The sequence below is a fragment of the Posidoniimonas corsicana genome, assembly GCF_007859765.1.
GTDB lineage: Bacteria > Planctomycetota > Planctomycetia > Pirellulales > Lacipirellulaceae > Posidoniimonas > Posidoniimonas corsicana.
In genome coordinates, this window is record NZ_SIHJ01000003.1 from 1 (window position 1) to 26,940 (window position 26,940).

At 66.5% G+C, this 26,940-nt stretch carries 25 protein-coding genes; 16 read left to right on the forward strand and 9 right to left on the reverse strand.

Annotated elements, in window-relative coordinates:
- Nucleotides 1-371 precede the first annotated feature (371 nt).
- Nucleotides 372-671, forward strand: a complete 300-nt coding sequence (locus tag KOR34_RS19385; RefSeq protein WP_146567318.1) for a Rho termination factor N-terminal domain-containing protein — start codon at nt 372-374, stop codon at nt 669-671.
- Nucleotides 672-707: 36 nt separating this feature from the next.
- Here KOR34_RS19385 and KOR34_RS19390 read toward each other — a convergent pair whose 3' ends face one another.
- Nucleotides 708-1,397: a hypothetical protein gene (locus tag KOR34_RS19390; RefSeq protein WP_146567320.1), complete on the reverse strand. Its 690-nt coding sequence runs from the start codon at nt 1,395-1,397 to the stop codon at nt 708-710.
- A 269-nt stretch (nt 1,398-1,666) separates the two neighbouring features.
- Here KOR34_RS19390 and KOR34_RS19395 point away from each other — a divergent pair, with 269 nt between their 5' ends.
- From KOR34_RS19395 to KOR34_RS19405, 3 genes are all read left to right on the forward strand, one after another.
- Nucleotides 1,667-2,701, forward strand: coding sequence for a metalloprotease (locus KOR34_RS19395; RefSeq protein WP_146567322.1), 1,035 nt, complete (start codon nt 1,667-1,669; stop codon nt 2,699-2,701).
- A gap of 178 nt (nt 2,702-2,879) precedes the next feature.
- Nucleotides 2,880-4,580 carry an HD-GYP domain-containing protein gene (locus KOR34_RS19400; RefSeq protein WP_146567324.1) on the forward strand — a complete coding sequence of 567 codons (1,701 nt, stop codon included), beginning with the start codon at nt 2,880-2,882 and terminating at the stop codon, nt 4,578-4,580.
- Nucleotides 4,581-4,627: 47 nt separating this feature from the next.
- Nucleotides 4,628-5,116 (forward strand): hypothetical protein, encoded by a 489-nt coding sequence (locus tag KOR34_RS19405; protein ID WP_146567326.1) that lies wholly within the window; start codon nt 4,628-4,630, stop codon nt 5,114-5,116.
- A 613-nt stretch (nt 5,117-5,729) separates the two neighbouring features.
- Here KOR34_RS19405 and KOR34_RS19410 read toward each other — a convergent pair.
- Nucleotides 5,730-6,287 carry a TetR/AcrR family transcriptional regulator gene (locus KOR34_RS19410; protein ID WP_146567327.1) on the reverse strand — a complete coding sequence of 186 codons (558 nt, stop codon included), beginning with the start codon at nt 6,285-6,287 and terminating at the stop codon, nt 5,730-5,732.
- A gap of 125 nt (nt 6,288-6,412) precedes the next feature.
- On the opposite strand from KOR34_RS19410, the gene KOR34_RS19415 reads away from it, so the two are divergent.
- The 7 genes from KOR34_RS19415 (at nt 6,413) to KOR34_RS19445 (ending at nt 14,915) form a co-directional block, all read left to right on the forward strand.
- On the forward strand, nt 6,413-7,816 hold the full coding sequence (locus KOR34_RS19415; protein WP_146567329.1) for an NAD-dependent succinate-semialdehyde dehydrogenase: 1,404 nt from the start codon (nt 6,413-6,415) through the stop codon (nt 7,814-7,816).
- 122 nt (nt 7,817-7,938) lie between these two features.
- Nucleotides 7,939-8,946 (forward strand): NADPH-dependent aldehyde reductase Ahr, encoded by a 1,008-nt coding sequence (gene ahr / locus KOR34_RS19420; protein ID WP_146567331.1) that lies wholly within the window; start codon nt 7,939-7,941, stop codon nt 8,944-8,946.
- Nucleotides 8,947-8,964: 18 nt separating this feature from the next.
- A complete protein-coding gene (locus KOR34_RS19425; protein WP_146567333.1) occupies nt 8,965-9,597 on the forward strand; it encodes an SDR family oxidoreductase in 633 nt (210 codons plus the stop codon).
- A gap of 26 nt (nt 9,598-9,623) precedes the next feature.
- Complete coding sequence (locus KOR34_RS19430) at nt 9,624-10,133, forward strand: peroxiredoxin-like family protein (RefSeq protein WP_146567335.1); 510 nt, start codon at nt 9,624-9,626, stop codon at nt 10,131-10,133.
- A gap of 49 nt (nt 10,134-10,182) precedes the next feature.
- The gene (locus KOR34_RS19435) at nt 10,183-11,028 is read left to right on the forward strand and encodes an MBL fold metallo-hydrolase (protein WP_146567337.1); all 846 of its coding nucleotides are present in this window, start codon (nt 10,183-10,185) and stop codon (nt 11,026-11,028) included.
- 344 nt (nt 11,029-11,372) lie between these two features.
- Nucleotides 11,373-11,876: a GNAT family N-acetyltransferase gene (locus KOR34_RS19440; RefSeq protein WP_197531598.1), complete on the forward strand. Its 504-nt coding sequence runs from the start codon at nt 11,373-11,375 to the stop codon at nt 11,874-11,876.
- Between the two features lie 192 nt (nt 11,877-12,068).
- A complete protein-coding gene (locus tag KOR34_RS19445; protein ID WP_146567341.1) occupies nt 12,069-14,915 on the forward strand; it encodes a beta strand repeat-containing protein in 2,847 nt (948 codons plus the stop codon).
- Here KOR34_RS19445 and ygfZ read toward each other — a convergent pair.
- Nucleotides 14,862-15,677 carry a CAF17-like 4Fe-4S cluster assembly/insertion protein YgfZ gene (gene ygfZ, locus KOR34_RS19450; RefSeq protein ID WP_146567343.1) on the reverse strand — a complete coding sequence of 272 codons (816 nt, stop codon included), beginning with the start codon at nt 15,675-15,677 and terminating at the stop codon, nt 14,862-14,864. The two genes, KOR34_RS19445 and ygfZ, sit on opposite strands and share 54 nt — an antisense overlap.
- On the reverse strand, nt 15,677-16,882 hold the full coding sequence (locus tag KOR34_RS19455; RefSeq protein WP_146567345.1) for a lactate racemase domain-containing protein: 1,206 nt from the start codon (nt 16,880-16,882) through the stop codon (nt 15,677-15,679). The genes ygfZ and KOR34_RS19455 overlap by 1 nt, the downstream gene beginning before the upstream one ends.
- Before the next feature lie 256 nt (nt 16,883-17,138).
- On the opposite strand from KOR34_RS19455, the gene pgk reads away from it, so the two are divergent.
- On the forward strand, nt 17,139-18,527 hold the full coding sequence (gene pgk, locus KOR34_RS19460; protein WP_146567347.1) for a phosphoglycerate kinase: 1,389 nt from the start codon (nt 17,139-17,141) through the stop codon (nt 18,525-18,527).
- Nucleotides 18,528-18,664: 137 nt separating this feature from the next.
- Here the strand turns inward: pgk and KOR34_RS19465 are convergent, their stop codons facing one another.
- Complete coding sequence (locus KOR34_RS19465; protein WP_146567349.1) at nt 18,665-19,234, reverse strand: GNAT family N-acetyltransferase; 570 nt, start codon at nt 19,232-19,234, stop codon at nt 18,665-18,667.
- Nucleotides 19,235-19,380: 146 nt separating this feature from the next.
- On the opposite strand from KOR34_RS19465, the gene KOR34_RS19470 reads away from it, so the two are divergent.
- From KOR34_RS19470 to KOR34_RS19480, 3 genes are all read left to right on the forward strand, one after another.
- Entirely contained in the window at nt 19,381-19,773 is a 393-nt protein-coding gene (locus KOR34_RS19470; RefSeq protein ID WP_146567351.1) for an SCO5389 family protein, read from the forward strand.
- A 35-nt stretch (nt 19,774-19,808) separates the two neighbouring features.
- On the forward strand, nt 19,809-20,066 hold the full coding sequence (locus KOR34_RS19475; RefSeq protein WP_146567353.1) for a DUF202 domain-containing protein: 258 nt from the start codon (nt 19,809-19,811) through the stop codon (nt 20,064-20,066).
- Nucleotides 20,067-20,201: 135 nt separating this feature from the next.
- The gene (locus KOR34_RS19480) at nt 20,202-21,737 is read left to right on the forward strand and encodes a right-handed parallel beta-helix repeat-containing protein (protein WP_146567355.1); all 1,536 of its coding nucleotides are present in this window, start codon (nt 20,202-20,204) and stop codon (nt 21,735-21,737) included.
- Nucleotides 21,738-21,756: 19 nt separating this feature from the next.
- Here the strand turns inward: KOR34_RS19480 and KOR34_RS19485 are convergent, their stop codons facing one another.
- Complete coding sequence (locus KOR34_RS19485; RefSeq protein WP_197531599.1) at nt 21,757-23,043, reverse strand: AAA family ATPase; 1,287 nt, start codon at nt 23,041-23,043, stop codon at nt 21,757-21,759.
- A gap of 86 nt (nt 23,044-23,129) precedes the next feature.
- Nucleotides 23,130-23,762 (reverse strand): YdcF family protein, encoded by a 633-nt coding sequence (locus KOR34_RS19490; RefSeq protein ID WP_146567359.1) that lies wholly within the window; start codon nt 23,760-23,762, stop codon nt 23,130-23,132.
- A 178-nt stretch (nt 23,763-23,940) separates the two neighbouring features.
- On the opposite strand from KOR34_RS19490, the gene KOR34_RS19495 reads away from it, so the two are divergent.
- The gene (locus KOR34_RS19495) at nt 23,941-24,306 is read left to right on the forward strand and encodes a hypothetical protein (protein WP_146567360.1); all 366 of its coding nucleotides are present in this window, start codon (nt 23,941-23,943) and stop codon (nt 24,304-24,306) included.
- Between the two features lie 103 nt (nt 24,307-24,409).
- On the opposite strand, the gene KOR34_RS19500 is transcribed toward KOR34_RS19495, so the two are convergent.
- Both KOR34_RS19500 and glmM read right to left on the reverse strand, forming a co-directional pair.
- The gene (locus KOR34_RS19500) at nt 24,410-24,961 is read right to left on the reverse strand and encodes an REP-associated tyrosine transposase (RefSeq protein WP_146567362.1); all 552 of its coding nucleotides are present in this window, start codon (nt 24,959-24,961) and stop codon (nt 24,410-24,412) included.
- A 437-nt stretch (nt 24,962-25,398) separates the two neighbouring features.
- The gene (gene glmM / locus KOR34_RS19505) at nt 25,399-26,742 is read right to left on the reverse strand and encodes a phosphoglucosamine mutase (protein WP_146567364.1); all 1,344 of its coding nucleotides are present in this window, start codon (nt 26,740-26,742) and stop codon (nt 25,399-25,401) included.
- Nucleotides 26,743-26,940 lie beyond the last annotated feature (198 nt).

The following is a 26,940-nucleotide window of genomic DNA, read 5'->3' on the forward strand; positions in this document are numbered from 1 at the left end:
GCTGAGGGAGCGTGAACTTCTTCGGGGCACGGTGATGCCAGTAACGACGCACCGTCCGACGACCCAGCTCGTGGGCGGCAAGCAGCAACGCGATGGGAGACTTCGTCGTTCGCACCCACACCGTACGAAAACAACACTACCTACGGTTTAGCTAGCAACGATAAGATTTCTACAGAGCTAGTTTTGTCCCCTTCGCTCGTGTTTTTGGACAAAACGAATCGGACAGTATGGCGCCAAGCGGAGCCGCTTAGGCTGTCTCTCAGTTCACGGGACAGCGCCCTGCGGCGTTGGGTCGAAACTGCGCCAATTGGCATAGCGGTTGCTCCCTCTGCGGATCGTCCGATTGGTTTCCGCGAACTAAGGAGCCCAGCATGCCCCCCGCCTGGAGTGACAAAGACGAACGCCAGTACGAGCACATCAAGCAGAATGCTCAGCAGCGCGGCAAGAGCGAGGAACGTGCCGAAGAGATTGCCGCCCGCACGGTGAACAAGCAGCGGCGCAGTGAGGGCCGGACGCCGAACAAGACGACCCAAGGTACCGGCAACCCTAACACGGGGCTTGAGGACCGGACCGTCGACGAGCTCCGCAACCGCGCTGCTGAGCTGCAGATCGAGGGGCGGAGCAAGATGAACAAGCAGGAGCTGGTCGACGCGATCCGCAGTAAGAATTAGGGCCGCAGCGATTGCCGTGCTTCATGGGCAACGTGGCTAGGGGACCGCCTCGACCCAGACCATCAGCCCGTCGGTGGGGTTCATCTCAACCGTGCTGCCGCCGGGGACTTGCTTGCTCTTGCGGTGGCGCAGCAGCACGAGCGGCTGATCGGGTTCGACCGTGACGGTGCCGTCCGAACCGGCGACCCGGCCGCCCCAGCCGACGTCGGTCTTGCCCTCGAGCCACCCGGGAGGGTCAGTAAGGTAGCGCGTGGTGATCTGCCTGCCGGGCCCGTAGGTCAGCGCCCAGCGGTCCTGGCTCGCCTTGGCAAGCGCGAAGTTGAAGATGAAGGGCTCGCCGCCGGGCAGCGGCTGGCCACTGTTGTCGCGGAAGGGTTCGGCGTAGTGGACCCCGCCGGTTGGCATGCCCGACTCGGGGATCTCCGACGAGAGCGCCCAGGCGATCCGGTAGCGGCCGGTCGCGGGGAGCTGCAGCCGCCACCGCCAGACCATCGAGTCGTAGGCGGGCAGCTCGACCGCGTAGAGGTGGTCGTTGTCGGGGGCGTCGATGTAGTGCAGTTCGTTGCGGGCGGTGGTTAGTTCGGTCCGCACGCAACGGAGTTCGTGTGACGTCCGCCAGTGGGAGAGCGCAATCGCAACGATGGCCGTAACGAGCAGCAGGCCGCGGAGCGAGAAGCGGGGCGGGCCTCGGCGGACCGGGGGCGGGGTCGGTTCGGTTGGCTGCACGGCTTTCGGTCTGGCTGGGGATTAACCGCCAAGCTGGTGGTGGGCGGGGCAGGGGGGATGCCCCATAGTGTATGCGGGCGGAAGAGGCGGCGGGTACTCCGGGAGGGCGCCAGCACGGCGCAATATTTGCCTAGCTGTTGGCGTCTTGATACGATGATACGCTGGGGTTTTTGCGGCGGATGCGCGTCCCGTGGCCCAGCCCGGCGAGCCGTGAACACCACCTTGCCTTCCTAACTTCCCGGCGCGAAACGCGGTCCCTGGAGCGAGTGATGTTTGGTGAGTCCACCGAACGATGGAGTCTGCCGCTGGGCAGCTGGCGCGGGATCCCGTTGCGGCTGCACCTGTCGCTCTTGGTGGTGGCGGTGGTGGTGACCGCCACGACGGCCACCAGCAACCCGGTGGGCGGAGCGATCCTGTTTGGCGTGGTGCTGCTGAGCGCGATGCTGCATGAGGCCGCGCACCGCGTCGCGGCCTACCGCCTGCACGGCGCCACCCAGCCGTTGACGCTGACGCCCATCGGCGGGCTGCGGCTGCCGAGCGTGGCGTCCGACCCCGAGGCGCAGCTGCTGGTGGCGATGGTCGGCCCGCTGGTCAACCTGACGCTAGTAGTGATCTCCGCCGGCGCGTTGGCCTACACCACGAACAACCTGGCCGAGGTGTTCTCGCTCACGCTCCCGGCCGGGATGCTGACAGGCCCCCCAGCGGCCACGGCGCTCAAGTCCGCGCTGTGGGTCAACTGGCTGATGTTCCTGTCCAGCCTGATCCCCTGCTTCCCGTTCGATGCGGGCCCCGCGCTGCGGGCGCTGCTGTGGCCCATGCTGGGCCGCACGTCGGCCGATGTGTTCGTCGCCCAACTGGCGCGGGTGATCGGCTGGTCGCTGGTGGCGGCCGCGGTCATTGTGCTGCAGGCCGCCCCCGACTTGGCGGCGTTGGCTAGCACGCTGCTTGGCACGCTCGGCCTGCTGGTGGTCTGCAGTTCGCAGCACGAGCTGGCTCACGCTTCGCGAACGCCGGGAGTCGCGCTGAGCGGGTTGCTCGAGGGCGCCCCCCGCCCGGTTGGCGCTAAGCACGCGCCGTCGCGTCAGGCAGGCATCGCACTTGAATCCGCGCCGGACGAACAGTGGCGGCCGCAGGGCCTGCTGGCGGCCGACGAGGAGCTCGACCCGCTCGAGGGCCCCGAGGAAGACGAGGTGGTCGACGACATCCTCGCCAGGCTGCACACTCAGGGCGCCGAGGCGCTTTCCGAAGAGGACCGGCGGATCCTCCAGCGCGCCAGCCGACGGTACCGCCAGCGGCGGGGCTAAAAGGGTTGAGCCCGGACGCCGCCGGCCGCAGCACCGTCACCCCCCTCCCAACCGACAGGCCGAGCCGTCCGAAAGCGGTTCGGATGCCCGCCCGGCCCGGTGCCGCACACGCCGCGGTGTAGGCTTCTGATGGGTCCCACGGACGCGGACCCCGCCCCACCCCGCCACTTGTGCCGTCGTGCCTCGCTCTATTGCACCTCCCGCCGACCCCGCGCTCCCGGCCAGCAAGCCGCCGGGCACGCCCACGCCGTGGGCCGAGTCGCCGGACGTCGAGCCGCTGGTGCGGCGGCTGGAGAAGGCGTTCGGGCAGTCGTTCTTTGTGCTCGACACCGCCAACGACACCGTGCACCACACGTCGCCGGGCGATTTGCTGTTTGACGTGCACGCGCGGCTGCCGCTGTTCGACCAAGTGGCGCGGTCCGGCGTGCCGGAACTGGTCGAAGACTTCGCGCCGCTGATCACCCTGGCGGTCCCGCTCTACCTGAACGACACGCCGTCGGAGCGGGTGGCGGTCTCGACCTTCCTGACCACCACCGACTACGACGACCAGCAACTCGCCGCCGCCGCCCAGGCGCTCGGCGCCGCGCCGACCCAGGCCGCGGAGTGGGCTCTCGCCCGCGAGGCGTGGAACCCGCGGGGCGTGATCGAGCTCGCCAAGGCGCTCACCGTCGCCGCGGTGCAGAACGCGGTGGCCGCCGAACAGCGGGAGCGGATGGCGGAGGTCTCGTCGCACCTGCTGAGCACGTTCGACGAGCTGAACATGCTGCACCGGCTGACCGAGCGGCTGTCGATCGCCAGCTCCGAGGCCGAGCTCGGCAGCCAGGCCATCCAGTGGCTGGCCGACGTCGTGCCCGTCGAGGGCATCGTCATCGCCAACCTCCCCCGCGAATCGCACCGCGCCGACGCCGACGAGCAAACCCCGCCGCTCACCATCGCGCAGAGCTTCGGCCCCGCCCGGCTGTCGGCGGAGGACCTGCCCCCGCTGCTCGACCGCCTCGGGCCGCAGGCCCGGCACACGTGCGTCGTGCTGAACGCGACCGACACCGCCAGCGGCGACTGGCCGGCGCCTGGCGTGCGCCAGCTGATCTGCGTGCCGGTCCGCAACGGCGACCACACCCTCGGCTGGGTGCTGGCGTTCAACCACACCGGCGCCGACTCCGACCGGGCCTTCGGCACCGTCGAGGCCAGCCTGGTCTCGAGCGTGGCCGCCATCCTCGGCGTCCACGCGGGCAACTGCCGGCTGTTCGAGGAGCAGAAGGAGTTCTTCTCCGCGATGGTCCGCGCGCTCAGCTCCGCGATCGACGCCAAGGACCCCTACACGTCGGGCCACAGCGAGCGCGTCGCCGAGCTGTCCGTCTGCCTGGCCGAGGAGCTGGGCTGCGGCAAGGCCGAGGTCCAAACCCTCTACCTGGCCGGCCTGCTGCACGACATCGGCAAGATCGGCATCGAGGACCAGGTGCTCCGCAAAGTGGGCCGGCTCACCGAGGCCGAGTACGAACACATCAAAACCCACCCCGAGCTGGGACACCGGATCCTGCGGGGCATCAAGCAACTCGACGAGGTGCTGCCGATCGTGCTGCACCACCACGAGGCCTGGGACGGAACCGGCTACCCCGCCGGTCTGACCGGCGAGGAGTGCCCCCGCCTGGCCCGCATCCTGGCCGTGGCCGACTCGATCGACGCCATGGGCAGCGACCGGCCCTACCGCGCGGGGATGCCCGACGAGAAGCTCGACGAGATCCTCCACAGCGGTGCCGGCCGGCAGTGGGACGCCGAGGTGATCGACGCCGTGTTCCGCGTCCGCAATCAGGTCCGCGCCATCTGCCGGTCCGGCCATCCGCCCGCCACGCCCGCCTTCGCGCAGGCGTGGCACATCTAGGCCACGGCCGATTCCGCCGCCACGCGGCATCCGCCATACTCTACAGTATGGCCCGCCAAGAGATCCCCCGCGAAGACCTGCTGCGCGACGCACGGGCGTTGGTCGTGCGCGGCGAGCTGCGTGTGCAGGACCTCGCCGAGCACGTGGTGATCGGGTTCCGCGCGAACGGAGCGGCGAGCGTCTACTTCGGCGAGGACCCGGCGCTGCACTTCACCTCCGACTGCCGCCTGCGCCGCGCGTTCATCGACAACGACCTCTACAAGGCGGTCGACGCACGCCTGGTCCGCATGCGGCGGGTCCGCACCAAGGGCGAGGTGCAGCTGCAGAGCCGGCCGCTGACCGATACCGAGCAGCAGGAACTGCTCGACCAACTCAGGGCGCAGCTCACGCGGCTCGAGCAGTCGCTCGCCTCCCGCGCGTACACGCTGGTCGGCCAGATCCCCTCCGACGGCGACCTCCCCGCCCGCGCGCAGGGCTGGCTCAGCGCCGCCACTGCCCGACCGATCGCCGTCGCCGACAACCCCAACGCAGCCTAGCCGCGGCCCGACCGTGCCCAGGCCCGACCCCTCCTGGGATAGCTACTCCATCCGGCTCTCCTTTCGATTGTGCTGAATCGGTTCCGTCCGATTCGTTTTGTCCAAAAACACGAGCGAAGCGGACAAAACTCGGGGCCTATCTCTCCCTGGATTGTCGTAAGTGCTTTTCAGTTCATCAGTTGCTCGAAGCGCCCCCCAAAAGGCCGCCAGAGTTGTGTCCGATCGCGTCCGCACCAGGGGACCAATCGGACAACACGCCGCCGCCCGCCGCCACGCAAACCAACCGCGCAGCAGCCACCACAGGCGCCGCCCGCATTGAGCCCGCCCGCTGAAAGAGCACACCGCCGACCACCCCTCATTGGATCACAGCAGGTGGCCGGTTTCTACAAGAATCCGCGCCTGAGTTGGAACCATACAGCACCATTGCCGCGGAGCGACTAGCTGAGCCTCCGCCTAGACCCCGCGCAGGACGATGAAGCCGGTGCACTTTCGGGCGTCCCGAATCTGACCGAGATTGTGACAACCTCAGCGAGTTCGCTGCCGCCCTCCGGCGCCGCGGCCGATGCATCCTCAGCCCGATACAGCAGGCTCTTCGCTACCCACCACTATCCGACTACTCAACTGCAATCGAGTCGATAAAGGTGGCAGCAGCCTTCTTGAACGCCCGAGGTTCGCCTTTGGCCCGGCAGAGAGACTGCAAGCCTTGCAGCATGGCAAAAAATGTCATCGCGGCGTGCTTGGCATCTCCTTCGAAGTCGAGAGAACCTTCCTCTAGTCCTTGAGCGAAGATCATCTCGAAGCGCCCGATTGCTCCCTCGGCCGCTTTTCGCAATTCACCCGCCGCATCCTCTGAAAGCGAGTCCATCCCACCTCCCAGGGCCGCCATGAGGCAGGGTCGTCCTTCCTTCAGGCCGTCTTCAAAAATCTTGGCCACCGCTCGCAGTTTCTCGGGTGCACGAGCGTCTCTCTCGACGACTGCAGCGTACCTAGGCCCGTGTTTCGTGCTACAGCGGTCAATCAGCGCCAGAGTCAACTCCTCCTTGTTCTTGACGTGGTGGAAAAGACTCGGCTTTCGCAGGCCAACAGCGTCCGCCAGGTCCTGGAACGTCACGGCGTTTAGGCCGCGGCTCTGGACCAAGGATTCAGCTGCTTCGAGGATTTTTTCTTTCACGCAACAATCCTACCAACTGGTTGGTTGACAGGCAAGCGGCAAATGCGCATTCTACCTACCAGTTGGTAGACTCGGTGGGCTCGATGCCCGAAAGCCTTTGTATTCCCACGAAAAAGGAGGTCCCAATGGCCGCGACAGCAACTGCAGCAAGCCCGACGCTCAAGTCCGTGAATCCGTACAACGGCGAGGTCCTGAAGACTTACGACGAGATGTCACCTGAAGAAGTTGATGCCGCGATTGCGAAGGCCGATGAGGCGTTTCGCGAATGGCGCGAGACCAGCTTCGAGCATCGTGCTGGCGTTCTCCGTCGCGTCGCTGAGCTGCTTCGCGAGCGTCGCGAGGAACTGGCGACCATCATGACGCTGGAGATGGGCAAGAAGATTGAAGACGCACGCCCGGAGATCGACCTCTGTGCCACGATCTTCGACTACTACGCGGACAATGGTGAGAGAATTCTCGCTCCAAAGGAATACGACACGGCGGAAGGCAAAGGGACTCTCGTCAACCAGCCTCTGGGCATCGTTTACGGCATTCAGCCGTGGAATTTCCCATTCTATCAGCCGTCGCGCGTGGCTGCTCCGCAGTTGATGGCAGGCAACGTCGTTCTCACTAAGCACGCCTCGAACGTGCCGCAGTCTGCCGAGGCGTTTGACCAGTTGCTCAAGGATGCCGGAGTACCCGAGGGGGTGCATACGAATCTGCAACTCTCGGCTCGCAACGCCGGAAGCATTATTGACGACGACCGCGTCGTGGGCGTCGCCTTCACGGGGAGCAATAAGGGCGGCGCCGCGGTTGCCGAACAGGCCGGCCGCAACGTCAAGAAGACGGTGATGGAACTCGGCGGTGTTGATCCCTTCATTGTGCTTGACGACGCCGATATGGACGCCACCATCGAAAGATTTATGATCGGCAAACTGCTGTGCGCAGGCCAAATCTGCATCGCTGCTAAGCGGATAATCCTCGACGAATCAATCGCTGAAGAGTTCCTCAACCGCGCGACGAAGCGGTTCGCTGAATTGAAGCCCGGCGATCCATTGGATCAAGCTACCGGCTACGGCCCGGTCTGCAATGAGAAGGCCGCGATTCAGCTCGAAAAGCAGATCAACGATTCGGTCGCAGCAGGCGCCAAGATTCTCGTCGGTGGCAATCGTGACGGCGCGTTCATCGAGCCGACCATCATGACCGACATTCCGAAGGGATCTCCCGCAGACTGCGAAGAGCTGTTTGGTCCTGTCGCCATCATCCACATCGCCAAGGACGAGGAGGATGCAATCCGGATCGCGAACGACAGCGACTTCGGTTTGGGCGGCTCAGTCCACACCAACGACCTCGAACGCGGACGCCGTGTTGCGGAGCGGATTGAGTCGGGCACGTGCTTTGTCAATCAGATTTCGTGGACCTATGCCAGCATGCCGATGGGCGGCGTGAAGATGTCCGGTTACGGCCGTGAACTCGCAGACCTCGGCATCATGGAATTCGTGAACCAGAAGCTGATCAGCGTCTTCGACAAGGACCACACTTCTCTGTGAGCCGACTCAGCAGTTCGTAGCTCCAAGCTTGGCGGTCCACTGGCCGCCGAGCTTGGCAAGCTACCGAATCGTGGTACTGTCGCCTGAATCACCAGTCACCGATATCGCACAGGAGCAAACAAATGTCCGTCAAAGCCTATGCCGTCACGAGAGCCAAGGGAGTTTTTGAACCATTTGAGTTTGAACTTGGCGACATCGATCCTTACGAAGTGGACATCAGCGTCGAATCATGCGGCATCTGCCACAGCGATCTGAGCATGGTGGACGATGAGTGGGGTATGGCCCAATTTCCGCTCGTTCCCGGTCACGAGGTGATCGGGAAAGTGTCAGCCGTGGGCGATCATGTGACCCACGTGAAAGTCGGCGATCGTGTTGGCCTTGGCTGGCATGCCGGCTACTGCATGATGTGCGATGAGTGCATGGGTGGCGACCACAACCTCTGCTCTGACGCCAAGCCGACGATCGCTGGACGACATGGCGGCTTCGCCGATACTGTTCGTGCGAAAGCTCCCAGTGTCATCAAGATTCCGGACGCGCTTGATGCAGGCGAAGCGGGACCGCTGCTGTGTGGCGGGATCGCTGTCTTCAATCCTATGGTCCAAGCTGGGCTGTCTCCAACCGACAGCGTCGGCGTGATCGGTATCGGCGGACTTGGCCACATGGGCCTGAAGTTCGCTGCCGCGTGGGGTTGCCACGTCACCGCATTCACTTCCGAGTCCAAGCGTCAGGAAGCGCTCGACATGGGAGCACACGACACCATCAACTCACGCGACCCCGAAGCGATCAAAGCCGCAGCGGGCAGATTCGATCTCGTGTTGTCCACGGTCAATGTTCCCCTCGACTGGAACTCGGTCCTCGCAACCTTGAAGCCACGCGGTCGTCTGATGATGCCTGGTGCGGTCACCGAACCGCTCGATATCAATGTCCTGCCAGACATGATGTTCAAGCAGCTCTCGGTTGGCTCGTCGCCTGTCGGAGCACCAGTCGTCATCCGGCAGATGCTTGACTTCGCCGCTCGACACAACGTCGCCCCGGTCAACGAACACTTCCCAATGAGCAAAGTCAATGATGCATTTGAACGTCTACGAAGCGGCAAGGCACGCTATCGAATCGTCCTGGATCGCGAATAAAGCAAAAGAGAGATAACCATGAAGATTCTTGTTGCCGGATCGCGGGGAGCAGTCGGTCGATTCCTAGTCGACAAGCTAATCGTGAGCGGGCATGAAGTGACCGGGATCGTTCGTTCTGAATACCAGCGGGATGACCTGACGCAAACCGGCGCCCGCGCGGTCTTGGCAGACGTGACACGTACAGAAACTCTCGACGCCGCGGTGGCAGGACAAGATGCGGTCGTGTTCGCAGCGGGCTCCAAAGGAAAGGCGGTGGAAGCAGTCGATCGAGACGGCGCGATCCATCTCTGCAATGCTGCGAACAGCGCTGGAGTCCGTCGCTTCGTATTGCTCAGTTCCATCAACGCAGGACGGCCGGAGCAGGGACCGGAGAACCTGCGACGATATCTGCACGCCAAGCATGAAGCGGATGTGTATGTGGCAGCCAGCGGGCTCGACTACACCATCCTGCGTCCGGGCCATCTCAATGATGAGCCGGGCACAGCCAAGATCCAGACCGGCGACACTCTCAACGCCACCGATGCCCAAATCAGTCGCGAAGACGTAGCGGAAGTCATCGCCGCGTCGCTTTCGGAAGCAAGAACGGTCGCTTCGACGTTCGAGTTCATCAATGGTGAAACGCCAATCACCGACGCTTTGAAGAATTTATGAAACATTAAATCACCACAGGAAAAGTAATGCTTAAACCACAAGCAAAGGTCCCTGAGCTGACCGTTAAGACCGTCGGTGGTTCCGACTGGACGCTCAGCGAACAGTCACCGGAACACTTCACTTTCGTGTTCTTCTATCGCGGCTATCACTGCCCGATCTGCCGCAAGTATCTGGGAAGCATCGATCAACACCTCGACGAACTGTCGGCACTCGGCATTAACGCGGTCGCGATCAGCAGCGATTCCGAAGAACGCGCGACGCGCAGCAAAGAAGAATGGAGAATCGGTAACCTGCCGATCGGATACGGTCTCTCCATAGAAGATGCTCGCAAGTGGGGACTTTACGTTTCCAAGAGCATCAAGCCGGACGAACCCGAACTCTTCAGCGAACCGGGCCTTTTCATCGTGCGACCCGACGGCGAACTGTACGCCGCCTCGATTCAGACCATGCCGTTTACGAGGCCGAGTATCGAGGAGCTGATCGCGGGCTTCAAATACATCATCCCGAATAACTATCCAGGACGAGGGGAAGCGTAATCAAGAGGTTCATTCGCGAGGAACGATACCCGATGCTTTGGTAATATCGATGAACATCACGCAGATCCGAAATGCCACCGTTCTCTTGGAGATCGGCGATCATCGCATCCTCGTTGACCCGATGCTCTCGTCCCCTTCGTCGCTGGCGGGCTTCCGCTTGTTCCGCGGTCAGCGACGCAAGAATCCGCTCACCGCCTTGCCGGATGATGTAAACCAATTGATTGAATCGGCAACAGCGGTGCTCATCACGCACGAACACCCGGACCATTTGGACAAGTCGGGCATCGAGTGGATCAAGTCTCGCGGATTGAAGGTTTGGTGCAGCAGCGTTGATGCCCCGAATCTCCGACGCAAGGGATTGGATGCCAGAATCATCACAGAAGACTCCTGCGATCTATCGGTTGAAGTCGTTCCAGCCATTCATGGACATGGCATGATCGGATGGCTGATGGGCCCGGTCGCCGGTTACTACCTGGCTCACCCAAATGAACCAACGGTCTACATCACTGGAGACACGGTGTTGACAGACACGGTCAAGTCCGCCATCGAGAGACTCAGGCCCCAGGTGATCATCGCTCCGGCCGGGACGGCCAATTTTGGCATCGGCAAAGATTTGATGTTCAGCGAAGCCGAACTCATCGAGCTGGCGAAAATGGCTTCGGGACAGGTCGTCTTCAATCATTTGGAGGCCATCGATCATTGTCTTATGACTCGACTCAGGCTCAGGCAGATCATGGACGATGCAGGTTCCGGACAGCAGGTCTTCATTCCCGAGGACGGTGAACGATTAGAATTTGACTGTTCGTCAGACGCGCCGCCGGTTGAATTGCGAACATCATCGCAATCGACTCCGGGAATCCAGAAATGGCTGACAGCCAAGTTTGCTGGGACATAGCTCGGCTACAGTCGTCAGCGGGATCCGAATGGGACGCGCCGGGTGCTACTGCCAGCTCGCCTGGGAGTGTGAAGTGGGTACCGGGTTCGCACTGCCGGACAAGCCGGACAGTGGCACTCATCCATCGTTGCTAGCAATCGGAACCTTTAACACTGAATTCCAAACCGGCGTGGGACTTCAACGCCGCCAAGCGTGGCTGGTAGGTGCATCGGTCGAAAAAGCCAGCGCAGGCTTGAAGGCTACGTCTAGCTCGTCTAGCTGTGGCGCCGGGCGAATCGCCGCGGGTAGGATGGGGCGACCATAACCGTTCGCAAACATGAATGAACCGGCGCCCCGATACTCCCGTGGTAACGCTCCAGAAGCCCGCGCTGCGACATGAGGCGCCATTCCTGCAGGCGGTACGCAGGAGCCGGACGCTGCACCGCGGGTTCGCTTCGCCGCCGGCCAGCTCGGACGCGTACCGGCAGTACCTCAAGTCGCTGCGGAGGGAGAACCGCCTCGGCTTCCTCGTCACGTTGGAGGATGCAGGCGAACTCGTCGGCGTGGTCAACGTCAACGAGATTGTCCGCGGCGTGTTTCAGTCCGCCTACCTGGGGTACTACGCGTTCGTGCCGCACGCCGGCCAAGGCCTGATGCGACAAGGGCTCAGGCGCGTCATCGGGCGCTGCTTCCGAGACGAGAAGCTGCACCGACTGGAGGCCAACATCCAGCCCGAGAACGAGCGGTCCCTCGCGTTGGTCGCGGCGCTCGGCTTCGCGAAGGAGGGGTACTCTCCCCGGTACCTGAAGATCGGCGGCAAGTGGCGAGACCACGAGCGTTGGGCGATCCGCAGCGAGCAGTGGCGGTAGCCTGAGCGGGAACGACCTCGGCCGCGTCGTCGGTGGCTCGCTTGAATCACCACCCGCCCGCTGGCAATCGCCGACGCGCGCGGAGTCGGCGACTCGGCGTCAGACGCGCACGCGGCGTTTTTGACTTCCTCCGGCGAACTCGCTAGGCTCCGGAATGCTGCCTGGGGCGCCCACGTCCTCCGGAGGCTCATCATGAACCCGCTCGAGAGAGCCGCCCGCGGGCCGCGCGCGGCGCTGATGGCCGGGGCTTTACTGTCCGCTCTGTGGCCTCAACCATCCGTTGGGCTCGACTTCTCCTGGAGCGCCACGGCCGACACGCTCGACTGGTTTGGCGTCGACAACCCGGTCACCGGGAACAGCGGCTGGATCCTCCAACCCAACTTCCTCACGCCGCAGGCCCCCGACGGCGCCGACGACCGGGCGTTCATCAGCCTGGCCGGGAAGACGGTCACGCTCAGCCAGGCGAACACGGTGGGCGAGGTCACCCTCGGCGCCCAGCAGCTCAGCGCGCGGCTCAGGCTGCTGATCGGCGGGGCGGTCCTGACCGCGGTCGACGCGTTCACCATCGGTCCCGGCGGCGAGCTCGGCTTCCAGGGGGGCACGGTGGTTGTCGGCGGCGGCGCGCTCGACTCGCAGGGGCTGATCCACGGGGTCAGCAACATCGGCGTCATCGACGCCAGTGTGCTGAACCGGGCCACGGGCGTGGTGCGGGTGGACAACAGCGCCACGCTCCAGTTCGCCGGCCCCGGGACGACGGTCACCAATAGCGGCACGCTCGAGACCGTCGCGGGCGGGCTCATGACGTTCGCCGACGGCGTGGGCCTGGTGCTGGACGGCGGCACGGTCGACAACCAGGGCGCCGTTGAGATCGGCGACGGGCAGGTCGCGTTCGACGCGGGAGACAACACCGGCAACCCGCTGTCGCTCGTGGGCAGCACGCTCAGCATTGCCCCGACGGCGGGGCAGGGGGCGTTCGCGTTCAGCGGCGGCGTGCTGGTGGGCGACATCGCCGCCGGCCAGCTCGTGTCCCAGCAGGGTTCGCAGCCGCTGGTCACGCCCGACTCGTTCTCCAACGCGGGCGAGCTGCAACTGCGCGGCGACACCTTCGTGGAGTCCACGTTGACGGTGATGGGCGGGGGGGAGGTGCACAACACGGGCACGGTGCGGGCGGTCATGGCGCCGCCCCAGGGGAACCAGCGCCGGGTCAACGGCAGGATCGTCAACCAGTCGCAGCTGATCGTTGACCCGGGCGTGACGCTCACCGCGACGGCGGTCGCCAACTCGGCGGGCGTCACGGTCGGCGCGGGCGGCGCACTCGACCTTGCTTCGGAGGGGTCGAACGATGGGACCATGCTGTTCGTCGCTGGTTCCCAGATGCTGGTCGCCGCCAACGGCGCGTTCCACCACACGGCCGGCGCCACCACGCTGCACGGCGAGTGGCAGTTCGGCAACAACGCGACGCTCGACCACACAGGAGGGACCATCACGGGCGGGGGCGTCGTGCGGTTCGAGAACGCGCGGCTGAACCTGGCTCCCGGCGCGGGCGCGATGACGTTCGACTTCGAGGGCGGGACCTTCTCGGGCGACCTCGAGAGCGGGCAGACGCTGCGGCACTCGGGCGACTTCTTCCAACTCACCGCGCCCGACTCGCTGTTGAACGAGGGCGTGATCGAACTGGTCGGGTCGCGGCTCGCCGACACGCGGCTGGTGCTGCAGGGGGGCGCGACGCTGACCAACGCCGGGACTCTCCGCGTCGTGCCGGGCGGTTCCAACGGGCTGCGGTCGCGCGTCACTGGGACCATCGAGAACCAGGGCGCGCTGATCGTCGAACCGGGCGTGATGCTCACGACCACCGGGCTGGTGAACACCGGGTCGATGGAGCTGGGCGCCGGCGCCCAGCTGACCGTGAGCGGCGGCGTGTTCACCCAGCAGGCGGGGAGCATCGTCAACGGGGGCGTGACCGTGGTCGACTCCACCGTCAACTACGCGGGCGGCGACATCGTTGGCTCGGCGGTCCAGGTGGCCGGCGCGTCGTCGTTGAACCTCGACCCCGCCGCGACCGGCGTCGCCTCGTTCATTCACGGCGGCGCCAACATCTCGGGGGGCGTCGGCGCTAACACCAGCGTCACGCTCCAGGCGAACGTCATCGGCGTGCGGACCATCGTCTCGGCCGGTTCGTTCACCAACCACGGTGAACTGCGGTTCGACAACTCGCCGGGGGGCGAGGTCAACCTGCGGGTCGACGGGCTGGAGTTTGTGAACGAGCAAGGGGGAGTCGTCGCCGGCAACGGGACCATCACCCTCGCCGCGCCCGGCGGCCGGTACATCAACCGCGGAGTGCACAGCGCTGGCGCGTCGGCCGGTCAGATCGACGTGGCGGGCGATTTCGAGAACGACGCCACGGGGGTCTTCGCGGTCGAGATCGGCGGGCCCAACGCCGCCGACTACGACGTCACGATCGCGACGGGCGTGGCGACGCTGGCCGGCACGCTCGAAGTGAGCCTGATCAACGGGTTCACGCCGGACCCGACAGATGTCTTCACGCTGCTGGCAGCCGGGGCGATCAGCGGTGAGTTCGACAACGCCGCCAACGGCGCGCGGGTGGGGCTGTCGGGCGCCGCCGGGTCGTTTGTCGTCGAGTACGACGCCAGCACCGTGAGGCTGGTCGACTACCTCTCCGGCGCCATCACGTCCGGGCTGAGCGGAGACTACAACAACGACGGCGTTGTCGACGCCGCCGACTACACGCGGTGGCGAGACAACCTCGGGCAGCCCGCCGGCGCCCTGCCCAACGACTCCGACGGCGGCCCGATCGGACCGGCCCAGTACGCCACCTGGCGGGCGAACTACGGCGCCGCGGTCCCGACGCCGGTCGCCGCGTCCGCGCCCGAGCCCGCCGCGCTGCTGCTCGGCGCCGCCTGCGGGGTCCTCGTCGTGAGGTTGCGCTTCGCAACGGACGACGGGCGGAGGGTGATGCCGCGGCTGCTACCCGTCGATGGCGACCGCCGGTCCCGCCAACACCTCGGCTTCGCCCGCTGAAGAGCGGAGCCGCGTGCCCGGGTCGCATTGCTCGCGGCGGACGTACGCGAGCGCCAGCGGGGCCGCGAGGCGGTCGGAGTTGCACGCGGAGGTCACCACGCCGACCGGCTTCTCGTCGGCCGTCAGCTCGGCGCCGACGCCGGGCGGCGTAGAGCTTGAGAACTTCAGGCTCACCAGCTTGCGGTTCACGTGCCCCAGGGCGTCGATCCGCGCGACGGTCTCCTGGCCGAGGTAGCACCCCGTGGTGAAGCTGATCGCCTGGGCGTCGCGGTTCACCTCCTGCGGCAGCCGGCTGCTGTCCACGTCCACCCGGTCGAGTGGGAAGCCGCGCTCGATCCGCCACACCTCGAAGGCGGGCGCCGAGAGCCGCACCATGGTGTCCAGGCACGAGTCGTCCAAGCAGAGCCGCGCGCCGAGCGTGGGCGCCTCGAATAGCTCGCTGTCGGGGGGCGCCCCTTCGAGGAACAGCGTGGGGTAGGCCTCGCTGACCGCCAGCTCCAGGTCCTCGCGGATGTGGTACCGCTCGAGGTGGGCGGCCAGGTCCGCGGCGTGCGGCGAGGTGACGACCACATGCAGCGCGTCCGCGCCGCGGCAGACCAGGGTCGACGCCAGGATCTTGCCCTTCACGTCGGTGAAGAACGCCTCGCAGCACGCGCCCTCGGGCAGCTTCTTGATGTCGTTGGTGCACAGGTTGTGCAGGAACGAGGCGGCGTCGGGCCCCGTCACGCGCAGCGAGCTCCAGTCGGGCGTGTGGGACTGCATCAGGCCTCCTCGCGGTCGGTGATCTCGATATGCTGCGCGTGCTCCAGCAGCATCACGCGGTCGAACCGGTCGGCCAGCCGCTGCAGCTCGGCCGCGCCGCCGATCGGCGCCATGCCGAGGTCCTCGACCAGGTCGTCCCCGAGGCGGCTCATCAGGAACACCGGGCCCCGCGTCAGCGCGTCGGCGATCGCCCGCGCGGCGTGCGTGTCGGGGTGCGCGTCCTTGGCCAGACGGCGGAGCGTCTGGTCCATGTCGCCGGCGCCGCGGAGCCGCGCGAGCGACTTGCCGATCTTCTGGCCGAGCGCCGTGCAGATGGCCACCGGCGCGCCGGGGGCGGCGACCCGGTCGGCCGCGTGCAGCGCGCGGGCCACGTCGTCCCAGGTCTGGCGGTCCGGGTCGCCGGTCACGGTGGCGATGACCAGGTCGGCGTCCTGCTCGACGATGCGGACCCAGGCGCGGCGGGCGGCCTGGCTCGACTCGTGCTCGACCGCCTCGGGCTCGCCGGCGTACACGCCCGCCACGCGGTCGCCCTCGCCCGGCGCGACGCGGACCACCAGCGGCGCGCCGATGACCCAGCCCGCCTCGTTGGTGCGGTTGCGCCACCACTCGGGCCGCTCGTCGCCGCTGCCGCGCAGGGCGCGGACCGAGTCGATGTGGAAGAAAGCCGGGTACAGACCGTCGTAGGGGCCGCGGTTGGCCGGGTCGTCGGGCGTTGACGCCCGGGACACCGGGATCGTCAGGTCCGCCTCGAACAGCGCCCGGTTCAGCAGCAGCGAGACGTCGTCCTCGCGGGTGACGCCGGCGTAGCAGAGCTCGTTCTCGTCGGTCGGGTCGTGCCGCACCACGGCGACCGCCTCGTCGACCGCCTGGCGGACCCGCTTTGCGTCGGACTTGGCGGCGGCGACCAGCGTGATGCGCGCCGGCTCGACGCCCGCCTGCACGATCGCGTCGAGCATGCCCGACGCCACCGACGCCACGTCCGGGATGCCCTCGCCGAGCGCGACCGCCACGGTGTCGCCGGGCACGATCGAGTCGGCGATCGGCGGGAACTCCAGCGGCTGCTGCAGCGCCTTCGTCACGGCGGCGCGGGCGCGGTCGCCGGCCAGCGGACGGAGCGTCTCGTCCAGGCGGCGGGGGACGACGCACTCGCGGTCGAGCTCGATCGGCTCTCCGCCGGGGGCCTCGATCTGCAGGACGGTGGGCATGGTGGGGTGGCGTTGGCTGGGGTCGCGGGGACGGGCCGCGCCGCCGGCTGGGGCGCAGCCCGTCAATTTTCCCGCCCCCGGCGCCGCGGGTCAACGGGCCCCGCCGAGACGCTAGTCGAACCGGCCCGCGGTGTGCTAGGTTGTCCTGCCCTGCCTGGCGCCCACCAACGGCCCCCGGCGCCGCCCCCCGCAGGGGCGCCTGCGGGCCGATTCCGCACACCCCAACCGCACGTCTCCCGACCCCGAGGTACCCGCCATGTCCACCGTTTCTACCGACCAGATGAAGGCCTGGTGCGAGAAGATCGTCAAAGGCCGCGAGGCCGCGCCCGACCTGACGCTGGGCGACTACCTGGCGGCGGCGCCCTCGCTCGACTCGCTGGCCGATGTGCCCGCCGGCACGGTGGTGCTGGTCCGCGGTGACGTGGACGCCAAGCCGGGCGACAAGGTGGGCGAGGGCGACATCCGCCTCCGCTCGATGGTCGACACGCTCAAGCACGGCGTTGAGAAGGGGTGGAAGCAGGTGGTCTTCGGCCACATCGGCCGCAAGCCCGAGGGCTCGCTGGAGAAGGTCGCCGCCCGGCTGGGCGAGCTGCTCGGCCAGAACGTGCCGCTGATCAAGGACTGGGTCGACACCGACACGAACGAGATCAAGCTGTCCGCCGCCGAGGCGGTCAAGGCCGCCGACCCCGGGTCGGTGATGGTGCTGGAGAACACCCGCGCGTACGACATCGAGCGCGTGCTGTGGAAGGCCAAGGTCGAGGACCTGGACGCGCTGGCGCCCAAGCTGGCGGCCTTCGCCAACAGCATCGCCGAGCACCTCTCAACCGTCTACGTGAACGAGGCGTTCAGCGCCGGCAGCCTGGACGCGTCGAGCGTGGTCGTGCCGGCCGCGATGGACCGCGTGGCGCTGGGCAAGTACGCCGCCGGCGAGTTCAACGGCCCGATGCAGAAGTGCCTCAAGACCGACCTGGCCGTGTTCAGCGGCATCAAGATCGACAAGCTAGACGACATGGAGGCCATGATCGCCCGCGGCACGATCAAGCAGATCTTCGCGTCCGGATCGCTGGCGATGGCCATCCGCAAGGCGATCGGCGAACTCGACGGCAAGCCGGTCTCGCTGGGAGCGGCCGAGGACCCCGCCAACAGCAGCGAGCCGTGGTACATCCCGCCAGCCCGCGTGGCGCAGGCCAAGGAGATCGTGGCCGACGGACGCGAGAAGGGGATCACCTTCACCGTGCCGTGCGACTCGGTGGTCGAGGACGGCTCGGTCAAGGACGAGCTGTCGCCGACCGACCAGCAGCTGGACATCGGCCCCAAGTCGATCGAGGCGTTCAGCCAGGCGGTCGGCGCGTTCATCGAGCGGACCGGCGGCAAGGCCGTGGCGTTCCACAACGGCGTGTTCGGCGTGTTCGAGGACCCCAAGTTCGAGGCCGGCACCAAAGCCTGGATCCCCGAGCTGAAGCGGATGAAGGAGGCCGGCGTGGAGGTCTACGTCGGCGGCGGCGAGGGCGGCAAGGCGCTCGAGAAGTACGGCGAGGACGACTGGGTCACCCACTGCTTCACCGCCGGCGGCACCGTGCTCAACGCGCTGGGCAGCGAGCCCGTGCCCTACCTGGTGGCGCTGAAGCTGGCCGCCGATAAGTAGGCGAACCGCCAGCCGGCGAGCACAATCTCGCCAGTGCTGGGCACACTACGACGACACCTAAAGCCCCGGCAGCCATGCCGGGGCTTTTTCGTTGGCATTGCCAACAAGCGAGATCCCACCACTGCAGTCGCACACTCTTAGTAGCCGGGACCGCCCAGATCGAGGTCGCCCTCAGGCCAGTCGTTCCCGCCGGCGTACACCATCGCCACGTCGGCCCAGAACGGGTTGGCCTGCGGGTCCTCTGCCAGCGAGTTGTAGATGCGGTTGTCGATGACACGGGCGCCCAGCTTCTCGTAGAACGGCTGGTAGTCGCGGTAGTTCTGGAACAGCACGTAGGGGAATACGCCCTCATCCACCAACGCGAACGACGCCTGCACCACCGCAACGCCCAGGCCCTGACCCCGCCGGTCGGGCCGCGCACACACGCCGCCCAGGGCGCCAACCGTCACGGCATGGCCGGGCGCCCGGACCTCTCGGGGGACGAGCCCCGCGTGCGCGATCGGCTGCCCCTCCTCCAGCACGACAAACGCGCGGGGAAACTGCTGCGCGGGCCCGGCGTAAGACTTCCAGTCGTGCAGCAGCCCGGCGACACGTTCGTCGAACGTCTGGCTGGAGTCGGGCCACACGGAGCTGAGCAACCCGGCGAGCGACTCCGCCAGCGGCGGCTCCACGGATCGTAGATCAACGACTTGCAGGTCCGCGGGCATGTCTGGTCTCGACTCATCTCTTCGGGGAACAAGCCGCGCGGGGATTGACGGCCCCGAGCGGCTCGCCCAGTATTAGGCTCGCCGTGGGGGTTTGACAACCACGCGCCGCACAGGCTCTGCCCATCACTCAGGACGAGGAGTTATGTATGTCGCTAACCGTTCCCGCCCCCATGGTCCAGCAGGCGATCGAGGGCGAAGTCAGCGAGCAGGACTTTGTGGCCGTGATCCGCGAGTCGCTCCCCAACGCGTGGCGCATCGTGGAGTCGCTGGTTGAGCGGCGCAACGAAACCGGCTCCTCCCTCGAGGCGTTTGGCGCCGAGCCGATGGACGAGCCGACCCGCGGCGAGCTGCTGCGGATGCTCGCCGGCACCGCGATCCGGCGCGCCGTGGAGCGGCACTTCGGCGTCGAGCTGTTGTTCCAGAACTGCACCAACGTGGCGGTGTGCGAGCGCGGCCAGTCCGACTCGGCAGACGCGGCGGAGTTCACCTCGATCCGCAGTCAGATCCTCAATCAGAAGCCCGACCTGGTGATGTGCTGAGCGGCGGGCAGTCTGAGCCAGCACAGGAGGCCGCCATGGACCAACCCGCCACTCCGCTGCGCGACTCGCTGGCGGTAGAGAGGACCCGGCTGGCGAACGAACGGACGCTGCTGGCCTACCTGCGCACCGCCATCATGCTGGCGGCCACCGGGGCGACGCTGATCACCCTGTACGGCGATCTGGCCGTGCGGGTGGCGGCAGGTTGGACGCTGATCGCCGCGGCGGGTCTGACCGCCGCCACCGGGGTTTCCCGCTTCCGACGGGTCGCCCGCCGGTTGACCGGCGAGGGCTGATCGACGCAATCCGGGCGCCAAGACAACTCCGGCCGCGCGGCCCGCTGGTACACTAAGGGAGCGGCGCCACCCGGCTGCTCTTCTGCGTGACGGCCGCGCCCCGCCGTCCGTTTCTCCGCACCGCCCGCCACGACCATGCTGCACCCCCAACGGCTAGCGGCGCTGACACTGCTGCTGAACCTGCTCGGCTTCGCAGCCGCTTGCCCGGCTGCCGAGTACTACGTCGCCCCCACCGGCAGCGACGGCGCCCCCGGCTCGCTCGCCGCGCCGTTTGGCAGCCTGGCCCGCGCCCAGCAGGCGGCCGCGCCGGGCGACACGGTCTGGATCCGCGGCGGAGAGTACAACTTTGTAGCGGGGCAGGGCGCCAGCCAGAACGCGGTGCTGTTCAACAAGAGCGGCGCGCCCCGCCAACGCATCAACTACTGGGCCTACCCGGGCGAGACGCCCGTCTTCGACTTCAGCCAGTACCTGCCCACCGAACGCATCCGCGGCTTCAGCGTGCAGGCCGACTACCTGCACTTCCGCGGGCTGGAGCTCCGCGGGGTGCAGCAGACCATCACCAACGTGAACGAGTCGTGGGCGATCCGCGTGGAGGGGTCGGGCGGCGACTTCAACATCTTCGAGCGGCTCAATCTGCACCACAACGAGGGCCCCGGGCTGTTCATCGTCAACGGCGGCAACAACCTGGTGCTCAACACCGACTCGCACCACAACTACGACCCGGACCGCGGCGGCGAGAACGCCGACGGATTCGGCAGCCACAGCAACGACGACGGCAACGTGTTCATCGGGAACCGCGCCTGGGAGAACAGCGACGACGGCTACGACTTCATCAACTCCGAGGGCCGCGTGGAGCTGATCGACTCGTGGGCCTGGCGAAACGGCTACATCCCCGACACCAACACGCCCGCAGGGAACGGCGCCGGCATCAAGGCGGGCGGTTTCCTGCTGGACTCCAGCCGCTTCCCCGACCCCGAGGACGTGCCGACCAACCTGGTGCAGGGGAGCGTGGCGTTCGACAACCGCGTGCAGGGGTTCTACGCCAACCACCACCCGGGCGGCATCGACTGGGTGAACAACACCGCGTTCGACAACCCGCGCGGGTTCGACCTGCTGAACGATGTCGACGTCGAGAACTGGCCGGCCGACCACTACCTCCGCAACAACATCGCGTACGCCAACGGGACCAACCTGGCCAACGCCAACCAAGACCTGATCGACGACGAGGCCAACACCTGGAACCTGCGGATGGCTATCTCGCCGGCCGACTTCCTCAGCCTCGACCCGACCGGCGTCGACGGGCCCAGGCAGCCCGACGGCAGCCTGCCCGAGATCGACTTCCTCCGCCTGGCGCCCGGCAGCCGCCTGATCGACGCCGGCGAGGACGCAGGGCTCGACTTCTACGGCCTGGCGCCCGACCTGGGCGCCTTCGAGAGCGGCTCGCCCGGCGACTTCAACAACGACGGCCTCGTCGACGCGGCGGACTACACCGTGTGGCGGGACAACCTCGGCACGGTCTTCGGCCTGAGCGACTACCAGGTCTGGCTCGCCAACTACGGCGCCGGCGCCGATGGGGCATCTGGCGCGGCGCCCGAACCGACGGCGGCAGCGGTGCTGCTGGTGGCCGCCGCCTGCTGCGGCCGGCGCGCCACGCTTCGCCGCCGCAAGTAGGCCGATCCCACGACGCCGCTCACTCGTGCTCCGCCGCAGTGGCTGTCGCGTCCCGGCGGCGGAACAAGCCCCACCGCGGCCCCGCGCCGTTTGCCTCGGGGTCGGCCCGCATCTGCCGCTTGAGCAGCTTGGCCTGATCGGCGGAGACCTGGGCGAAGTCGACCGACCGGTCCGCCATCCACTGCATCACCGAGCTGATCACCAGCTCTTTGAGGTACGCAAACGAGAAGCCGCCGGTCAGCTCGGCCAGGGCGTCCAGCTCTTCGGCAGGCCAGCGGGTCTCTTCCGCGAGCCGCGCCTGCCAACCGGCAAGGAAGGTCCGCCGCTCGGCCTCGCTCGGCAAAGAGAAGTGGTACTTGCGGTCGAAGCGGCTGGGGCGGTTGATGATCGCCTGGTCGATCCGCTCGGGGTAGTTCGTCGTGGCGAGCACGATCAGGCCGTGGTTCCGCTCGAAGCCGTCGAGCTGGTTGAGGAAGAATGAGCGGTTCTCGGGGTTCACCAGCGCGTCCAGGTCCTCGAGCACCAGCACGCAGGGCCGCAGGCCGCGGGCGCGGTCGAAGATGTGCTTCCAGAGCTGCTCGGGCGTCCAGTAGTGGTGGGCCAGGCTCTGCACGTACAGGCTGGGCACGTCGAGCTCCTTGACCAGCGCCCGCACGCAGTGGGTCTTGCCGTTGCCCGGCGGCCCCACCAACAGGGCGCCGCGGCGCCATGCGATGCCGAGCCGGTTGTACTCTTCCTCCGACTCGAGGAACCGCCGGAAGTCGTCCCGGATGGTCTGCTTGAGGTCCTCGGCCAGCACCAGGTCGTCAAACGAGGCCGACTGCGTCGCGCGGTACAGCCCGCGGCTCCGCTGCCAATGGCCGTCGGAGAAAACGAGGATCGACTCGCCCGGGTGGTGCGTCTTCCGCTCCACGTCCAGGATGAACGCCCGCGCAAGGTCGGCGGTGTTGGCCACCACCCAGTCGCGGCTCTCATTGCCGCACCCGGTAGCCCACTCGACGTGCACCACGCGGAGCGTCTGATCGTTCCACAACACCCGCCAGACCGCCTGGTCGTAGGTGTTCTCTAGCTGGTCGTGGTCCTCGCCGCCCCAGATGCAGTAGCTGTCCGGGCGGGGCTGCGGCTCAACCTCCAGCTCGCAGTGCCCCAGCTCGGCGTACTCCTCGAAGTCGAGCCGGTTGGCCACCACCACCGCCCGCGGCGCGCCGTCGGCGACCAGCCGCTCGGTGATGCGGACCGGCAGCGCGGCCGGGTTGTCACCCAGCACATCGGTGAAGAAGTTCTTCTTGAGCAGCGGGTCGGACACGGGCGCGCGCCTCAGGGTGAGTAGGGGACCGACTGTCAGACACTGTTTCCGCGGACGGGTTCGGTATTATTGCCTGGCGAGGCCGGCTACCGCATCAGATGGTTGGTAAAGCCCGCCTCCACGAGCCGGCGCCACGCGGCGGTGATCTCGGGCGGGAATTCGTGTGGCGCCTGGTAGCCCAGGTCCGGGTACTTGAGGATGCGGTCGTAGTCGCCCGCCATCTCGTCGATCGTGCCGAGCACACCGACCGCCTGGGACGCGTCCTCCGGGAAGGACAGCGGCGGGGCGTCGACCATGGCCTCGACCTCGGGCCACTGCGCCGCCGCGGTGAGCTGCACCCGCAGCACCGAGTTTGGCTTGGTGACGAACGTGACCCGTCGCAGCTCGGGCATCATCCGGCGGACGAACTTGATGTTCTGGCCGAAGTTGGTCGCCTCGCGCTCCAGGCGGATCTGAGCCGGGTCAACGCCGGCCGCGACCGCCCGCTGGAGGAATACCTCGGCCTCCGGCTGCGACCACAGGTGGCGGGTCCAGTTGCCGGTGTTCCCCGACAGCACCAACAGCGGCGCCAGGCCCTCTTTGATCAGCCCGCACGCGTAGTCGCAGACCCGTAGGTCGTACGAGCAGCAGACCACCACCGCATCACTTGGGCCGCGTGCGCGGCCTGCGGAGAAGTGGTCCCAGAGCTGCTGGGCGGCGGTGATGGTGGGGGAGTGCATTGGTGTGGTTGAGGCAGTAGGGTGCGGCCGATAGGCCCACCATCGTTCGGTTCGCAATCTCGAATACGGTGGGCGTCCGCTACAATTCTATCCGTAGTTACATCTCCCTAGGCCATTCGGTACCCATTTCGTGTCAATGTCCCGTTTCCCTAGAGACCGCTATCAACCAGAGGAGTTTGTGACTGCCTTTGAGAACTTCTCAGCGGTCGCTGACTCAGACCCTCCGTATTATTCACTTGCGATAGGCGACGAGGCCATTGAGGTACACTTTCCGAATCGCTTCATGGAACCTCTAACACCGAGCGACATCTCTTTAGCACGGCGAGCGTTGGAGCATGTGCGACACATGGACAACCAGGTTCAGGACTTGTGTGAGAAAGATTCGAGGAGCCTTGACATCACGCAGTTCCTCTTCCGGATCGCGTACTTCTCTGTAAGGGAGGATCAAGTGTCGATCACTTATTGGGGAACCGAGGTAAACACCGAGTGGGACGCGATCTTTGAGAGAGGTGCCGATGGATCGTGGAGCCTACTCCACGGTTGACCAGCCGCAATGAGGGTCGGTAGACCAACGCCGTTCGATTGGCAATCTCGAATACGGTGGGCGTCCGCTTCGCTCCCGCCCACCCTACATTTTCCTTTGCTTGCTATTCAAATCTGCTCCACTCATCTCCGTACCACTCGGCGGCGTTGCCCCAATACTTGGAGTACTCACCAGCCCGAACATACCGATGAAAAGATGACCAGGGCCAGTCAATCACGCGGTCGACAAGGCCGTGCTTCAACGGGTTCACATGAACGTAGTCGATGCACCGTTTGAGATCCTCCTCATCTCGGCAGGAGTGCTCGTACCCGCGGCGTTGCCAAACACCACGTTCCCGCTTCGACTCTCGGCTGGCTGAGCGTGGTCCCTCTGCCCCTCCGGCGGCGAGCCAGCCGCGCGTGAAGCCGCCCTTGATCTGATTCCATCGAGTGGAAAAGTCGGCGTCTCCCGCCGGGAGCGTCATGACGCAGTGCAGGTGATCCGGAAGCAGTACGATTGCCTCGACCGCGAACGGAAAGCGTGCCCGCACAAGTCGGAACGAGTTCCTGAGAATCTGCCGCGCCGCGGGCTCCGTCAAGAAGCAACGCCTGTGGTGCGTGACAATCGTGAAGAAGAAGGTCCCTCCCGGCACGAATGCACGACGATAGTTGGGCATCGAATGGTAGGGGGTGGCCGATAGGCCCACCGCAGGTTGATTGGCAATCTAAAGTGTGGTGGGCGTTCGCTGCGCTGCCGCCGAACCTACGTTCTATTCCCACCAACGAGTTCCGCCAAGTATTCTCGACCTCAGGTGCTCACACGCGTCTGACTCTGAGTCAAACTCGCGTACCGTATTCTCTTCCCCACGTTCAAAGAAGTACGTTCTCCATCGCCCGCCTGCGCTTCGACTCAGACAGTAGGCTTCATCGGCATTAACGCCGTAGAGGCTAAAACACTGCGACGGCACGCCTGCCAATTCTAGTTCACGCCGCAGTTCGTCTCGTGTCATCGGTGCTGTAGGGTGCGGCCAATAGGCCCACCGATTCTGGATTCACAAGCCTGGGCGAGGTGGGCGTTCGCAGCGCTGCCGCCCACCCCACATAGTTTTGGTCGCTACCCCATCACCCGCGCCGCCTCTTCCGCCACAGCCTGAGCTTCCTTCGCCGTGGCCGCCTCGCAGAAGATCCGTACGATCGGCTCGGTGTTGCTGGCCCGGACCAGCAGCCACTTGCGTTGGTCTTCCCAGTCGAGCCGCAGGCCGTCGGTGTGGTCGGGGGCGGCGTCGGTGAAGTGCTTCTCTAAGGCGGACAGCGCAGCGGGGATCTGCTCGCGCGCGACGGTGACCTTCGCCTTGTGGATCGCGTAGCGGGGCAGTTCGTCGATCAGCTTGCTGAGCGGCTCGTCACGCGCGGCGAGCGCCTCGAGCACCAGCGCCATGCCGATGAAGCTGTCCCGCACCGGGCCGATGCGGGGGTCGATCACGCCGCCGTTCCCCTCGCCGCCCAGCACGGCCTCGGTCTGGTGCATCTTGTTGACCACGTTCGCCTCGCCGACCGCCGAGCGGTGGAACGGCACGGCGTGCTTCTCGGCGATGTCCTGCGTCATCCGGCTGGTGGAGCAGTTGGTCACTACTGGGCCCGGGTCCTGGGTCAGCACATGCTCGGCGCAGAGTGCCAGCGTGTACTCCTCGCCCACGTACCGGCCCTGCTCGTCGATCAACGCCAGGCGGTCGGCGTCCGGGTCCTGGCAGAAGCCGACCGCGGCGCCCAGCTCCGGGACTTTCGGCAGCACGCTGGCCAGGTTCTCGGCGGTCGGCTCGGGCGTGTGGGCGAACTGGCCGTCCGGCGTTTCGCCGAGCACGGTCACCTCGCAGCCGAGCACCTCCAGCAGCGGCCGCCCCAGCACCGCGCCGGTGCCGTGGTTGGCGTCCAGCAGCACGCGGAACTTTTTGGAATGGATCAGCGCGATGTCGACCGCGTCCTCGATCGCCACCAGGTGCGCGCTGACGGTGTTGTGGAGCCGCTCGACCTTGCCCGGCTCGGCCGCCGGCTTCGGCAGGTCGACCTTGTCCAGGAAGCGGCGGCGGACTTCTTCGCCCGCCTCGGCGGGGATCACGCGGCCCTCCTCGCTGAACAGCTTGATGCCGTTGTACTCCGGCGGGTTGTGGCTGGCGGAGATCTGGATGCCGCCGGCGCACTGCTCGCTGCGGACCAGGATGCCGGTGGTGGGCGTGGCCGCCGGCCCGGCGTCCAGCACCGGGCGCCCGACCGCGGTCAGCGCCGCGGCGATCGCCTCGGCGAGTTCCGGGCCGTGGCTGCGGCCGTCGCGGGTGATGACAATCGCCCCCGGCTCCAGGGTGCTAGCGAACGCGGCCGCGTACCGCGCGGCGATCTCCGGCGTGAGCGACTGCCCCACCACTCCGCGGAGGCCGGAAACACTGATGATCAACTCGTCCATGGGGGTCCTGTCGGGATGGCAAGGTAGGGCGATTGGGTCCTGATTGTCGCCCAGCGGGCCAGGCGGTTCAATCGTCGCTGGCGGGTCGGCGCCGGTCCTCCCTGTCCGCTGGCGTAGCGCGCGGACGCTCAATCCGCACAATCGGCGTGGTGGCTTCTACGCTGCCGGCGCGGCGAGTAAGGGCATTGTTACACGCCC